Annotated in this window: 11 protein-coding genes; 5 read left to right on the top strand and 6 right to left on the bottom strand. The window is 65.5% G+C overall.

Annotated features, from left to right (window positions below; all coding sequences use genetic code 11):
* Positions 1-15: 15 nt before the first annotated feature.
* The 5 genes from GV001_RS10885 to GV001_RS10865 form a co-directional block, all read right to left on the bottom strand.
* Positions 16-828: a crotonase/enoyl-CoA hydratase family protein gene (locus GV001_RS10885; RefSeq protein WP_160079669.1), complete on the bottom strand. Its 813-nt coding sequence runs from the start codon at positions 826-828 to the stop codon at positions 16-18.
* 313 nt (positions 829-1,141) lie between these two features.
* Positions 1,142-3,379 (bottom strand): Orn/Lys/Arg decarboxylase N-terminal domain-containing protein, encoded by a 2,238-nt coding sequence (locus GV001_RS10880; RefSeq protein ID WP_160079667.1) that lies wholly within the window; start codon positions 3,377-3,379, stop codon positions 1,142-1,144.
* Between the two features lie 112 nt (positions 3,380-3,491).
* Complete coding sequence (gene dnaQ / locus GV001_RS10875; protein ID WP_160079665.1) at positions 3,492-4,226, bottom strand: DNA polymerase III subunit epsilon; 735 nt, start codon at positions 4,224-4,226, stop codon at positions 3,492-3,494.
* Positions 4,219-4,674 carry a ribonuclease HI gene (gene rnhA / locus GV001_RS10870; protein ID WP_160079663.1) on the bottom strand — a complete coding sequence of 152 codons (456 nt, stop codon included), beginning with the start codon at positions 4,672-4,674 and terminating at the stop codon, positions 4,219-4,221. The genes dnaQ and rnhA overlap by 8 nt, the downstream gene beginning before the upstream one ends.
* A gap of 15 nt (positions 4,675-4,689) precedes the next feature.
* Positions 4,690-5,448, bottom strand: coding sequence for a class I SAM-dependent methyltransferase (locus GV001_RS10865; protein WP_160079661.1), 759 nt, complete (start codon positions 5,446-5,448; stop codon positions 4,690-4,692).
* A 76-nt stretch (positions 5,449-5,524) separates the two neighbouring features.
* On the opposite strand from GV001_RS10865, the gene gloB reads away from it, so the two are divergent.
* Together gloB and GV001_RS10855 are read left to right on the top strand one after the other, a co-directional pair.
* The gene (gloB, locus tag GV001_RS10860; RefSeq protein WP_160079659.1) at positions 5,525-6,313 is read left to right on the top strand and encodes a hydroxyacylglutathione hydrolase; all 789 of its coding nucleotides are present in this window, start codon (positions 5,525-5,527) and stop codon (positions 6,311-6,313) included.
* A 91-nt stretch (positions 6,314-6,404) separates the two neighbouring features.
* Positions 6,405-8,009 (top strand): LysM peptidoglycan-binding domain-containing protein, encoded by a 1,605-nt coding sequence (locus GV001_RS10855; protein WP_160079657.1) that lies wholly within the window; start codon positions 6,405-6,407, stop codon positions 8,007-8,009.
* A 149-nt stretch (positions 8,010-8,158) separates the two neighbouring features.
* Here GV001_RS10855 and GV001_RS10850 read toward each other — a convergent pair whose 3' ends face one another.
* Positions 8,159-9,598 (bottom strand): HDOD domain-containing protein, encoded by a 1,440-nt coding sequence (locus GV001_RS10850; protein ID WP_160079655.1) that lies wholly within the window; start codon positions 9,596-9,598, stop codon positions 8,159-8,161.
* Between the two features lie 145 nt (positions 9,599-9,743).
* Between GV001_RS10850 and GV001_RS10845 the strand changes: the two genes are divergently transcribed.
* Genes GV001_RS10845 through GV001_RS10830 form a run of 3 tightly spaced genes read left to right on the top strand, consistent with a single transcriptional unit; the run spans position 9,744 to position 14,770 of the window.
* Positions 9,744-11,573 carry an extracellular solute-binding protein gene (locus GV001_RS10845; RefSeq protein WP_160083294.1) on the top strand — a complete coding sequence of 610 codons (1,830 nt, stop codon included), beginning with the start codon at positions 9,744-9,746 and terminating at the stop codon, positions 11,571-11,573.
* On the top strand, positions 11,570-13,684 hold the full coding sequence (locus GV001_RS20140) for an extracellular solute-binding protein (RefSeq protein WP_256664898.1): 2,115 nt from the start codon (positions 11,570-11,572) through the stop codon (positions 13,682-13,684). The genes GV001_RS10845 and GV001_RS20140 overlap by 4 nt, the downstream gene beginning before the upstream one ends.
* The gene (locus GV001_RS10830; protein WP_160079653.1) at positions 13,685-14,770 is read left to right on the top strand and encodes a microcin C ABC transporter permease YejB; all 1,086 of its coding nucleotides are present in this window, start codon (positions 13,685-13,687) and stop codon (positions 14,768-14,770) included.
* The last annotated feature ends 1 nt before the right edge of the window (position 14,771 follow it).

Genomic DNA, 14,771 nt, shown 5'->3' with positions numbered 1-14,771 from the left:
TAGGCTGGTACTGCATCAGTCGGCAAATTCCGCTTTCTGCTTGCTCATGTGCGCGGCCATGGCCACGCGCAGGTCGGCAGATTGCAGCATCGCGGCATTCCAGTTGGCCACGTACTCCAGGCCGTCGTCGACGCGGTGATCGCGCATGTAGCGAATCATGTGCTTGCTGCCGCGGATGGCGATCGGCGATTTCTCGGCGATCTCGCGGGCAATGCCGAACACCCCGGCGAGCAGCTCTTCCTGGGTCGCGTAGGTGCGGTTGACCAGGCCGATGCGCAGCGCCTCGGCGCCGTCGATGGTGCGCCCGGTGTAGGCCAGCTCGCGCATCATGCCGTCACCGATGATGCGCGGCAGGCGCTGCAGGGTGCCGACGTCGGCGGCCATGCCCATGTCCACTTCCTTGATCGAGAACTGCGCGTCGTGCGTCGAATAGCGCATGTCGCAGGCGCTGACCAGATCGATGGCGCCGCCCAGGCAGTAACCCTGGATCGCCGCCAGCACCGGCTTGCGGCAATGGTCGACGGCATTGAAGGAGGCTTGCAAACGCAGAATGGTACGGCGCAGGGCCTCGGCGTTACGCCCGATATCCTTGCCCATCTGGCTGCCGGCCTGGGCCAGCAGCATCAGGTCGATGCCCGAGGAGAAGTGTTTGCCGGCGCCGGACAGCACCACCACGCGGGCCTCGTCGGTGTCGTCGATCCACTGGAAGATTTCGACGATCTCGCTCCAGAAGTCCGCGTTCATCGCGTTGACCTTCTCCGGGCGATTGATCTGTACGTGGGCGATCTTGTCGCTCAAATCGACACGAAAGGCTTTGTAGTCGGACACCCAGACATCCTCGAAAGCATGGCGCACACAGGCACGCATAGAAAATATTGTTATGGATCGAACCGCCCAACTATAACAAGCGTGCCATAAATGTCGATGCTGGCCACTGTGATGGAGGCCACGCTCCCAAAGCTCAAGGGATTTCTGCCTGTTCTCGTTAAGCATTTGATCTGGCTGGAGCTTGGCAGCAAAGCCAGGTGTGCCAAGCGGGCTTTTCAGGCCCTGGCGCGCAGCGCCCCGGCGGGCGCAAGGCAAAGCGCCCCGGACCGGGGCGCTTGTGGGGAGGGAGGGCAGCCGCTGTGCGGCTGACTGCTCAGAGCTTCAGGCAATCCAGCGCATATTGCCCGTCTTCCCGCTTCTGCAGGCCGTGCACATCGGCATCGAAGCCGGGGAACTGCTGGTCGAAGGCCCGGGCGAACTGCAGGTAGTCGATGATCGAGCGGGTCTCGGCGGTGAAGCGCTCGCCCGGCATGATCAGCGGAATGCCCGGCGGATAGGGCACCAGCATCACCGCGGCGATACGCCCTTCCAGCTGCTCGATCGGCACCGCTTCGACCTCGCCGCGCACCAGTTGGTTGTAGGCGTCGGCCGGCTTGATCGCCACCTGCGGCAGCACCGTGTACATGCGCTTGAGCGCCTTGGCCGTGGCGTTCTCCCGGTAGCAGGCATGCAGCTGCTCGCACAGGTCGCGCAGGCCCATGCCGGCGTAGCGTGCCGCCTGCTCGCGGGCGAGCGAGGGCAGCGCATCGACCAGCGCCACGTTGGCGTCGTACAGGCGCTTGAACTCCAGCAGTTCGGTGAGCAGGGTGCTCCACTTGCCCTTGGTGATGCCCATGGAGAACAGCACCAGGAAGGAATACAGGCCGGTCTTCTCCACCACCAGGCCGCGCTCCCAGAGGAACTTGCTGACCACTGCGGCGGGAATCCCCGACTCGGCCAGCACACCCTCGGCGGACAGCCCCGGCATCACCAGGGTGACCTTGATCGGGTCGAGCAGCACGTAGTCCTCGGCGATCTCGCCGAAACCATGCCAGGCCGCGCTCGGCTGCAACAGCCAGTCGCCGGTCTGCGCGCTCTCGGCCTGCGGCGGCTGCCAGATGCTGAACCACCAGTCATCGGCCTTGAAGTTCTGCCGCAGGTTGGCCAGGGCGCGACGGAAGCTCAGCGCCTCGTCGAAGGTTTCCTGGATCAGCGAGCGCCCGGCCGGGCCTTCCATCATCGCCGAGGCCACGTCCAGCGAGGCGATGATGCCGTACTGCGGCGAGGTGGAGATGTGCATCATGAAGGCTTCGTTGAAGCGTTCGCGGTCAAGCGCGCGCGCGCCGCCGTCCTGCACATGGATCATCGAGGCCTGGCTGAAGGCCGCCAGCAGCTTGTGGGTGGAGTGAGTGGTGAACACCAGCGGGGTCTTCTCGCCACACTCGGTGCCCATGCCGTAGCGCCCGGCATAGAACTCGTGGAACGCCGCGTAGGCGTACCAGGCCTCGTCGAAATGCAGCACCTCGACGCTGTCGGCCAGGGTGCGCTTGATCAGCTCGGCGTTGTAGCACAGGCCGTCGTAGGTGGAGTTGGTCACCACCGCCAGCTTGACCTTGGGCGCACGGCCACGGGCCAGCGGGCTGGCATCGATCTTGGCCTGGATCGATTCCTTGCTGAACTCGGAGAGCGGGATCGGCCCGATGATGCCCTGCTCGTTGCGCTCCGGGCACAGGTACAGCGGGATGGCGCCGGTCATGATGATCGAATGGAGGATCGACTTGTGGCAGTTGCGGTCGACCAGCACCAGGTCGTCGCGACCGACCATCGAGTGCCAGACGATCTTGTTCGCCGTCGAGGTGCCGTTGATCACGAAGAAGGTGTGGTCGGCGCCGAAGTTGCGCGCGGCGCGGGCCTCAGCCTCGGCCAGCGGGCCGGTGTGGTCGAGCAGCGAGCCCAGCTCCGGTACCGACACCGAGAGGTCGGAACGCAGGGTGTTCTCGCCGAAGAACTGGTGGAAGGCCTGCCCCACCGGGCTCTTGCGGTAGGCTACACCGCCGCCGTGGCCGGGCGTGTGCCAGGAGTAGTTGGACTGCTCGGTGTGCTGCACCAGCGCCTTGAAGAATGGCGGCAGCAGGCCGTCGAGGTAGTTGTGCGCCGCGCGCGCCACCTGGCGGGCGAGGAAGGACACGGTGTCTTCGTACAAATAGAGGATGCCGCGCAGGTGGTTGAGGTCGGCCATGGCCTCGGCCGGCGCGTTCTCGATGGTCACCTGCTCGCCCATGGCGAAGATCGGCAGCTGCGGCGCGCGCACCCTAGCGATGCGGATCAGCTCGACCATGTCCTGCAGCAGATGCTGGTTCTCCCCCGCGCCTTCGGCGGCGACCAGGATGCAGGCCAGGCCATGATGGGTGGAGGCGACGATGCGCCCCTCGGCGGAGCTGGCGGTGGAGAGGATGGTGAAGCCGTCCTTGCCCAGCTCTTCGGCAATGGCACGGACGCGCTCGCCGGCGACGGTGTCGGCCTTGATGTCGCGGTGAACGATGAGGACGGGAAATTTCAGGTCTTTGTACATTATGATTTCCTGAGGGGCCGGCAGCGGCCAGTCCCCCTCAGATTAGGAGTTCGCCCGGACGGGCGGAACCCCCTGTGCGGCAAGCTGTAAGAAAAGGTCGCTTAGGCAACCTTTAGCTTTCTTTCTGCGCTTCCAGCTGCGCCCACAGCGAGGGCGCGCCGGCGGATTTCTCGATCACTGCCAGGCGCGCGGCATGGGCGGCCAGTTCGGCCTCGCTGGCGCGGATGATGCGGGTTGGCGCCCGGCTGGCATCCAGACGCATGATCGGGCTGGGCAGCTGCCGGCCGCTGCCGTCGCCACCCTCGCCGGCCAGCGACAGGTGGGTCTGGCCGCCGGTCATGGTCAGATAGACGTCGGCCAGGATCTCGGCGTCGAGCAGGGCGCCGTGCAGGTCGCGACCGGAGTTGTCGACGCCATAGCGCTTGCACAGGGCATCGAGGTTGTTGCGCTGGCCCGGATGGCGCTCGCGGGCCATCAGCAGGGTGTCGAGGATGCCGCAGTAGTCGCTGACCTCGGCGCGCTCGCTCTGCCCGAGCAGGGCGAACTCGTTGTTGATGAAGCCGACGTCGAACGCCGCGTTGTGGATGATCAGCTGGGCGCCGTGGATGAACTCATAGAACTCGTCGGCCACTTCCCTGAAACGCGGCTTGTCGGCGACGAACTCGTTGGTGATGCCGTGTACGGCGATGGCGCCCTCGTCAATCTCGCGATCCGGGTTGAGATAGACGTGGTAGTGGCGCCCGGTCAGACGCCGGCCCATCAGCTCGACGCAACCGATCTCGATGATGCGGTGGCCATCAGTCACCGGCATGCCGGTGGTTTCGGTATCGAGTACCACGCTACGCATTTTTCATTGCCCTCACTTCGTCGACGCCGCGGTTGGCCAACTGGTCAGCCTTCTCGTTGCCGGGATGGCCGGTATGCCCACGCACCCAGCGCCACTCGACCCGGTGGCGACTGACCTGCTCGTCCAGCGCCTGCCACAGGTCGGCATTCTTCACCGGCTCCTTGCTGGCCGTCTTCCAGCCACGCTTCTTCCAGTTCGGCATCCACTCCTGGATACCCTTCATCACGTACTGCGAGTCGGTGACCAGGCGCACGGCACAGGGACGGGTCAGCGCGATCAGCGCGCAGATCGCTGCCATCAGCTCCATGCGGTTGTTGGTGGTGTTGGGCTCGCCGCCCCAGAGTTCCTTTTCGGCACCCTTGAAGACCAACAGCGCGCCCCAGCCGCCAGGGCCGGGATTGCCCTTGCAGGCGCCATCGGTGTAGATCTCGACTATGTCTTCGCTCATTGACTACTTATTAATCTATTGCTCGGAATCGCGGCGGCTGACTTTGGCCACCGGCATTGGCAGCAACTTGCCCATGGTGGCCCGTTGCACGGGTCGCAGCGGTCGCAAGCCGACCACCAGCTTGCGCGCTACCAACAGATAGAAGCCCGCCCCCGGCATCTGCCAGGCGCCGCCCCAGGTCTCCAGCCGGGCCAGGCGCGATTGCCAGGCCGTGGAGACAAGCGGCGGACGATAGCACCCGAAGCGGCGTTTCTCCAGCGCGAAGCCGAGCAGACTGAGCCAGTCGCTCATGCGCGCCGGCGAGATGCAGCGAGCCTGGCGGAAACCGTCGCGGGCGAAGTAATGGCGCAGGCCCCAGGCGCTCCAGGGGTTGACCCCGACCACCAGCAGGTGGCCGCCCGGGCGCACGCTGTGCGCCGCCTCGCGCAGCAGGCCGTGGGGCGACAGGCAGAAGTCCAGGCCGTGCTGCAGCACCACCACATCGGCGGCATGCTCACCGAGCGGCCAGGCCTGCTCCTCGCAGGCGATATCCACGCCGGCCAGCGGTGCCCCCAGGCGCACGTTGCAGCGGATCTGCGGCGCCCTGGCCGGCTGCGCCGCCGCCGGGCCGTAATGCACCAGGTAGCCACCGAAATAGCGCGTCAGCTCTTCGTCCAGCGCGCGGCGCTCCTCTTCCAGCAGCAGCTCGCCGAGGGGCGAGGCCAGCCACTCGCGGGCGGCCTGGGTCAGGTTCAGCCAGTCCGTATCGGCCTGGGCAAAGGGTTGCTCGCGCATCGGGCACCTCCAGTGACACAAGCGGGGCTTTGCCGCTTAAGATGCGCCATTGCCCCCCGATTGGCGACCCCGAAAAATGTTTCAGATCGACGCCCTGCCCGCCTTCAGCGACAACTACCTGTGGCTCCTGCAGGACCACGCCCGGCAACGCTGCGCCGTGGTCGATCCGGGCGACGCCGCCCCGGTGCTGGCCTGGCTCGCCGCCCACCCGGGCTGGCAGCTCAGCGACATCCTGGTCACCCATCACCATGCCGATCACGTCGGCGGCATCGCCCAACTCAAGGCCGCCACCGGCGCCCGCGTGTACGGCCCGGCGCAGGAGCGCATCCCGGAGCGCGACGTGGCCCTGGCCGAAGGCGATCGTATCCGCGTGCTCGACCGCGAGTTCGTCGTTTACGAAGTACCCGGCCACACCCTCGGCCATATCGCCTACTACCACGCCGCGCCCGACCAGCCCTGGCTGTTCTGCGGCGACACCCTGTTCGCCGCCGGCTGCGGGCGGCTGTTCGAAGGCAGCCCGGCGCAGATGCACGCCTCGCTGAACAGGCTGGCCGGCCTGCCGGACGCGACCCTGGTCTACTGCACCCACGAATACACCCTGAGCAACCTGCACTTCGCCCGCGCCGTGGAGCCGCACAACCCGGCCATCGCCGCACGTTTCGCGCAAGTCAGCGCCTGGCGTGCCCAGGGACGCAGCAGCCTGCCTTCCAGCCTGGCGCTGGAGAAGGCCACCAACCCCTTCCTGCGCTGCGGGGAAACATCCGTTAAAGAAATAATCGACGAGCGGGACGGCGCCCGGCAACGCTCGCCGGACGAGCTGTTCGCCTGCCTGCGCACCTGGAAGGACGGCTTTCGAATTGATTAAAAAACGATCAGCGGACTGGTGAAAACTTGACCACCCCCTGAGGCGTTCCTAGAATCGCCCGAACTTTTGCGCCGGACGATCCTAGCGACCAATGCCTCCATTACTCCCCAGATCCCTTGAATCAGCTGCATTGGCACGACGCGCAAGGGCTCTGGCGGTGATGCTGTGTGTGGTCCTGAGCGGTTGCCAAAGCATCGGCAACGGCCCGGACGAAGACGACCGCGACACCAATCGCGCGGTCGGCCTGCAACGGGAGCCGGAGTGGCTCAACGAGGTCGAGCAGGACGAGCCACCGCGCGATATCTGGGAACGCATGCGCGACGGTTTCGAGCTGCAGGGCGATATCGGCGTCAACCCGCGCATCGAGAACAAGCGCCTGTGGTTCGTCAGCAACCCGTCCTTCCTGGAAAACGCCAGCGAGCGCGGCAGCCTCTATATCCACTATGTGGTCGAGCGCCTGGAAGAGCGCAAGATGCCGATGGAACTGGCCCTGCTGCCGGCCATCGAAAGCTCCTACAACCCCTTCGCCTATTCGCGCAGCCATGCGGTCGGCCTCTGGCAGTTCATCCCCTCCACCGGCCGCCACTTCAACCTGCGCCAGACCAGCTGGTACGACGGCCGCCGCGACATCACCGCCTCCACGGATGCGGCGCTGAACTACCTGAGCCGCCTGCACGACATGTTCAACGGCGACTGGCTGCTGGCCCTGGCCGCCTACAACGCCGGCGAAGGCACGGTCAGCCGGGCCATCGAGCGCAACCAGAAGCTCGGCCTGCCGACCGACTACTGGAACCTGCCGCTGCCCAAGGAAACCCAGGATTACGTGCCCAAGCTGCTGGCCCTGTCGCAGATCGTCATGTCGCCGGAGGCCTACGGCGTCCGCCTCAGCCCGATCGCCAACGAGCCCTACTTCGAGCAGGTGGCGATCCGCCAGCGCCTCGACCTGTCGCGGGTGGCGCAGATGGCCGAGATCGACGAGGACGAGCTGTACAACCTCAACCCGGCCTTCAAGAAACGCATCACCATGGACGGCCCGCAGCACCTGCTGGTGCCGACCGAAAAGGCCGAGATGCTCAGCGCCAACCTGGCCCTGATGAAGCCCCAGCAGCTGGTGAACTGGCAGCAATACCGGGTGCGCCCGAGCGACAACCTGCACAGCATCGCCAATCGTTACCACCTAACGGTCAACACCCTGAAGGAGGTCAACAACCTGACCAGCAACAACCTGCGGGTCGGCCAGGTGCTCAGCATTCCCGCCGCCGGCGAGCGCGAGCCGGACCAGCCGCTGCACCAGCAGACCGCCAAGGCCGCCCCTGCCGCCGGGCCGAAGCGCTACAAGGTGAAGAGCGGCGACACCCTGTGGCAGATCGCCAATGCCCATCAGGTCTCGCTGCAGGACCTGCAACGCTGGAACAAGCTCAACAGCCGCAGCAAGCTCAGCCTCGGCCAGCAACTGCTGATCCATGGCGGCGCCAGCGGTGGCACCGGCAACTCGGTGGCCGCGGCCAAGCCGACGGCCAGCAAGGCGGCCGGCGAGCGCTCGGCGGTCACCTACTACCGGGTCAAGAGCGGCGACTCGCTGTACCTGATCGCCCAGCGCTTCAAGGTCGACATGAAAAGCCTGCAGCGCTGGAACCCGCGCAGCAACAGCCAGTCGCTGAAGCCCGGACAGACCCTGACGCTCTACCTCAACTGAGCCCCCTCAGAACCTGTCTACGATCTCGCGAGCTAGAGCCAAGCAAGGCAGAAACAGGCGAGGAAGCGCAGTTTACGAATGGTAAATGAGCATTCCGAGCCTGTTTCTAACGCAGCATGGCCGACGCGCAGCAGATCGTAGGCAGGTTCTCAGCGCTTGCTCAGGGCATCCAGGCAGCGCCCGGTCAGCTGGGTGAAGCGCTGGAAGGCGACAAACTGCTCGTGTTTAAGGGCCCGCCCGGATAAGCGGCAGTCGGCGTAAAGCACACCGATCTCGCGGGTACCGGCCAGCACCGGGGCGATGAAGAACATTCCCTGTCCCAGCAGCTGACGCATGGGCAGGGTCACCAGTTCGTTCAGGTTGTAGCTGGCCGGCACCCCCATCCACAGCGCCTCGCGATTGCGCAGCACGTAGCTGAACAGGTGCGGCTGCTCCGCCTGGCTGGCCGGCAGCTGGAAATCATTCAGCCAGCTCTGCGTGCCATCCCCCACCACCCGCTTGGCCCGGAAGCGCGTCTGCCCATCGGCCAGCACCGCCAGCATCACCCGCTCCAGCCCGGCACCATCGTGCAGCCCCTTGAGCAGGGTATCGAGGATCAGGCCGACATCGCCCTTCTGGCTGGCCAGCATGCCCAGGTCCTGCAGGGCCTGCTGCAGCACCAGCAGGTCGGGCTGCAACAGGCGCGCCTTGCGTTCCTGCTGCTGCAGCTTGATCTGCTCGGGGTCGGTATTGGGGATCAGGCTGCACAGCTTGCTGGCACCGAAGGTGGCGGCCACCTTGACCGTTTCCTCGGCGCTTTCCAGGATCTGCTTCAGCGCATCCTCGCTGCTGATCCCGGTGAATTCGGCGAGCTGCTTGACCAGCACCTCCATCGCCGGCGAATCCCAACCCTCCAGCGCCGCCTCGCTGATGCGCACGCCGAGGTTGACCGCGCGCACCGCCGGATCGGCCGGGTTGCTGCCATGCGCCAGGCTGGCGATCTCACCGAGGTTCCAGCTTTTCACCAGGCCCATGGTCAACTGGCGGAAGCTGGTGCCGAGCACCTGGCGCACCGCCTCCTCCTCGACCACGCCGGGCTGCTCCAAGGCATCGGCCAGCTCGTCGGCCTGCTCCCCGCCGCAACCCCAGAATGCCAACTCGCCGACCTGGTTCAGCAGGGCAGCGATGAACACCTCCTCCTGATGCTTGGTCAGCACATAGCCGGCGATGTTGCGCGCCTGCACCGCGGCGTGGAACGAGCGCGCCAGGAGCATCTGCAGCTGCTCACGCGGCACCTTGGTGAGCAGGCTGTCGATCAGGCTGACCGACATGCCGATCAGCCGCACATTATCGAAGCCGATCAGCACGATGGCCCGCGAAATGGTGCGAATGGTTTCCTGGGACGGGTTGTAATAGACGCTGTTACCGACCCGCAGCACCTTGGCGGTGAGCGACGCGTCGCGCAGCAGCACATCGGCCAATTGCTGCACCGAGGCCCTGTCGGCCTGGGAAAGTCGGTGCAAATCCTGCACGACCGCAGCTAAAGCGGGTAATTCGGCCTGATTCAAACGGTCTATCCATGCCTGCAAACCCACACTGCGTTCCGCCAAGATGCCGCCCCCATTTCAATTTGTTTCAGTGTAATCAAATTGACCGCATCCGTAGCGCAAAAGGCACTCTTTTTCCTGCGGATACAAGCTGTTACTGTACCGAACCAGAAGCCCAAAAGCCGCCATGGACTGGATCTTGCGCCCGATGCGTCCCCTGTTCCTGCTGATACTTGGCCTGGCCATGAGCTTTCCCGCCTTCGCAAGCATCAGCGAAAGCCATGGCTATGCCCAATTCGGCACCCTCAAATACCCCGCCAGCTTCACTCACTTTGACTGGGTGAACCCCGACGCGCCCAAGGGCGGCACCCTGCGGGTGATGGCCTACGGCACGTTCGACACGCTGAACGCCTACAGCTTCAAGGGCAGCAGCCCCTCCGCCGCACCCAACTTCCTGCAGTACGGGGTCAGCGAGCTGAACGAAACCCTGATGGCCGGCACCGGACAATACGACCCTTCGGGCGACGAACCGGCCTCCAGCTACGGCCTGATCGCCAAGAGCGTGGAGTACAGCGAGGACCGCAGCTGGGTGGTGTTCAACCTGCGCGAGGAAGCCCGCTTCCACGATGGCCAGCCGATCACCGCCTACGACGTGGCCTACTCCTACCGCCTGCTGATCAAGGACGGCCACCCGCAGTACCGCACCAACCTGCAGGAAGTGAAGCGCGTCGACATCCTCAACCGCCATCGCATCCGCTTCGTCTTCAAGCGAGCCGGCAACCCGCTGCTGATCCTGCGCCTGGGCGAACTGCCGGTGCTGGCCCAGCACTACTGGAAGGGTCGCGACTTCAAGGCCACCAGCTTCGAGGCGCCACTGGGCAGCGGCCCCTACCGCATCAGCCGGATCAATCCGGGCCGAGGCCTGGTATTCGAGCGGGTCAAGGACTGGTGGGGCGAGAAGCTGCCGGTCAACCGCGGCAAGTACAACTTCGACCGCGTCGAGGTGGAGTTCTACCGCGACAGCAACGTCGCCTTCGAGGCCTTCAAGGCCGACGAATTCGACTTCTACATCGAGCACCAGGCGAAGAACTGGGCCAACGGCTACCGCTTCCCCGCCATCGCCCGCGGCGAGGTGATCCGCGCCGAGATCCCGCACCAGATTCCCACCCAGACCCAGGCGCTGTTCATGAACAGCCGCCGCGCCACCTTCGCCGAGCGCAAGGTGCGCGAGGCCCTGGGCCTGATGTTCGACTTCGAGTGGACCAACCGCGCCCTGTTCAACAGCGCCTACCAGCGCACCAGCAGCTACTACCCGAACAGCGAGTTCGCCGCCAGCGGCAAGCCGGAAGGCGCCGAGTGGCTGCTGCTCTCGCCCTACCGCAAGCAGCTGCCGGCGCGCCTGTTCGGCGAAGCCTTCGCCCTGCCCCGTACCGATGGCGCCGGCGTGCCACGGGAAACCCTGCGCAAGGCGCTCGGCCTGCTCGCCGAAGCCGGCTGGAAACCTTCCGGGCAAACCCTGGTCAACGCCAAGGGCCAGCCGCTGCGTTTCGAGATCCTGCTGGTCAACCCGAACCTGGAGCGCATTCTCCAGCCCTACACCGAGAACCTCGCCAGCATCGGCATCCAGGCCAGCCTGCGTACCGTCGATCGCGCCCAGTACAAGCAGCGCCTCGACCACTTCGACTACGACATGATCCTGATGACCCTGCCGCAGAGCCTCAGCCCCGGCCTGGAACAATGGCAGTACTTCCACTCCAGCCAGGTCGACGTCAAGGGCGGCAAGAACTACGCCGGCGTCGCCCACCCGGTGATCGACAGCCTGCTGGAAAAGCTGCTGGCCGCGCAGAGCCGCGACGAGCAGGTCGCCGCCAGCCGCGCCATCGACCGCATCCTGCTCTGGCAGCACTACAGCATTCCCAACTGGTACATCAATCATCACCGCCTGGCGTACCGCAACCGGTTCGCCTTCGTCACCACCCCGCCCTATACCCTCGGGCTGCGGGCCTGGTGGCTGAAGCCCACGGAGACTGCTCGATGACGAATCCCCTGCGCACCCTAGCTGCCGGCCTGCTGCTGTACGCTGGCCTGGCCCAGGCGGCCCCGCAGCACGCGCTGACCCTGTATGGCGAGCCGGCCAAGTACCCGGCCGGCTTCCAGCACTTCGCCTACGTCAACCCGGACGCCCCCAAGGGCGGCACCCTGCGCCTGCCCGGCCTGGGCGGCTTCGACAGCCTCAACCCGTTCATCCCCAAGGGCAACGTCGCCGACCGCATCGGCCTGCTCTACGACAGCCTGACCTACCGCTCGCTGGACGAACCCTTCACCGAATACGGCCTGCTCGCCGAGAAGATCGAGAAAGCGCCGGACAACAGCTTCGTGCGCTTCTACCTGAACCCCAAGGCGCGCTTCCGCGACGGCGTGCCGGTCACCGCCGCGGACGTGGTGTTCACCTTCAATGCCCTGGTCAAGCACGGCCACCCGCAGTACCGCCACTATTACGCCGACGTGGCCCAGGTGGTGGCCGAAGACCCGCACCGCGTGCGCTTCGACTTCAAGCACACGGGCAACCGCGAGCTGCCGCTGATCCTCGGCCAGCTGGAAATCCTGCCCCAGCACTGGTGGAACGAACTGGACGCCAGCCAGGCCAACAGCGCCCAGCGCCTCGACCAGCTGGCCAGCCTCACCGCGCAGGCGGACGGCAAGCTGCTGATCAAGGCGCTGGATGGCACCCAGGCCCTGCCGCTCGACAGCATCCGCCGCAACTATGAGCAACTGGCCGCCGGCAATCCCGAGCTACCGCCGGCCGAACAGCTCAAGGCCCTCGACGAGTCCAGCCTGCAGCTGAGCTTCCCACGCCAGCCCGCCCAGGCCGTGCTCGACAGCCTGGCCCAGCTCAAGCTGCTGCCGGCCAAGCGCGACTTCGCCGAAACCAGCCTGGAGGCGCCGCTGGGCAGCGGCCCCTACCACATCAGCAAGATCGCCCCGGGCAGTTCGATCCGCTTCGAACGCAACCCGGACTGGTGGGCCAAAGACCTGCCGGTGGCGCGCGGCCTGTACAACTTCGCGCGCATCGACATGGACTACTACCGCGACACCTCGGTAGCGCTGGAGGCCTTCAAGGCCGGGCAGTTCGACGTCAACCTCGAGTACTCGGCCAAGGACTGGACCACCGGTTACGACTCCCCGGCCCTGCGCGCCGGCAAGTTCGTCCAGCAGGCAATTCCCAACCACAACCCGGTGGGCATGCAGGGTTACGTGTTCAACACCCGCCGGCCGATCTTCCAGGATCGCCGGGTGCGCGAGGCGATCGCCCTGCTGTTTGACTTCGAGTGGGCCAGCAAACAGCTGTTCCACAACGCCTACAAGCGCACCCACAGCTACTTCGAGAACTCGGAAATGGCCGCCCGCGGCCTGCCGGACAGCGAGGAACTGAAGCTGCTCGAACCGCTGCGCGGAAAAGTGCCGCCGGAGGTCTTCACCACCGAGTTCAAGCCGCCGGTCAGCGATGCCAGCGGTATCATCCGCGAGCAGAGCCGGCGCGCCTACCAGCTGCTCACCGAGGCCGGCTACCGCATCGAAGACGACAAGATGATCGATGCCCAGGGCAAGCAACTGGCCTTCGAGTTCCTCAACTACCAGGCCAACCTGGAGCGGGTGATCCTGCCGTTCAAGCGCAACCTGGCCGAACTGGGTATCGACCTGCAGATCCGCCGGGTCGATACCTCGCAGTTCATCAACCGCCTGCGCTCGCGCGACTTCGACATGACCTCGGCGATCTGGCCGCAATCCAGCTCGCCGGGCAACGAGCAGCTGGACTTCTGGCACTCCAGCAGCGCCGACAACCCCGGCAGCAGCAACCTGATCGGCCTGCGCGACCCGGCCATCGACCAACTGGTAGAAGGCCTGATCCGCGCCGACTCGCGCCAGGCACTGATCAACCATGCGCGCGCCCTCGACCGCGTACTGCTGTGGGGCCACTACGTGGTGCCCAACTACTACGTCGACACCTGGCGCGTAGCCTACTGGAAGCGCTTCGGCCGCCCGGCGGTGACCCCGCTGTACGACTACGGCCTGATGACCTGGTGGGAAGAGCACCCGGTCGGCGCCACAGAACCCAGCGCCACTGCGCCGGCCGAGGAAGTTCGCTGAATGCTCGCCTACATCCTGCGCCGCCTGCTGCTGATCATCCCGACCCTGTTCGGCATCCTGCTGATCAACTTCCTCATCGTCCAGGCCGCTCCCGGCGGGCCGGTGGAACAGATGATCGCCAAGCTGGAGGGCTTCGATGCCGCCGCCGGCGGCGCCACCGGGCGCATCTCCGGCGGTGGCGGCGAAGTCTCCGTGGCCGGCTCCACCTACCGCGGCGCCCAGGGCCTGGACCCCAAGCTGATCGAAGAAATCGAGAAGATGTACGGCTTCGACAAGTCGGCCCCCGAGCGCTTCTGGCTGATGCTGAAGAACTACGCCCAGCTGGACTTCGGCGAGAGCTTCTTCCGCGACGCCAGCGTGATCGACCTGGTGCTGGAGAAGATGCCGGTGTCGATCTCCCTGGGGCTGTGGAGCACCCTGATCATGTACCTGGTGTCGATCCCCCTCGGCATCGCCAAGGCCACCCGCCACGGCAGCGCCTTCGACGTATGGACCAGTACCGCGATCATCATCGGCTACGCCATCCCGGCGTTCCTCTTCGCCATCCTGCTGATTGTGCTGTTCGCCGGCGGCAGTTACTGGGACTGGTTCCCCCTGCGCGGGCTGACCTCGGGCAACTTCGACGAGCTGAGCCTGGGCGGCAAGCTGCTCGACTACTTCTGGCACCTGGCGCTGCCGGTGACGGCCCTGGTGATCGGCAACTTCGCCACCCTGACCCTACTGACCAAGAACAGCTTCCTCGACGAGATCGGCAAGCAGTACGTGGTTACCGCCCGCGCCAAGGGCCTGAGCAACACCAGCGTGCTCTACGGCCACGTGTTCCGTAACGCCATGCTGATCATCATCGCCGGCTTCCCCTCGGCCTTCATCGGCATTTTCTTCACCGGCTCCCTGCTGATCGAAGTGATCTTCTCCCTCGACGGCCTGGGCCTGATGAGCTTCGAGGCGGCGATCAACCGCGACTATCCGGTGGTGTTCGGCACCCTGTTCATCTTCACCTTGCTGGGACTGGTCGTGAAACTCATCGGCGACATCACCTACACCCTGGTCGATCCGCGCATCGACTTCGAAAGCCGGGAGCATTGAG

This window comes from Pseudomonas sp. 8AS, assembly GCF_902506505.1.
GTDB lineage: Bacteria > Pseudomonadota > Gammaproteobacteria > Pseudomonadales > Pseudomonadaceae > Aquipseudomonas.
Note: the sequence above shows the minus strand (reverse complement) of the source record. Positions and strands in the feature narration are given on the sequence as shown.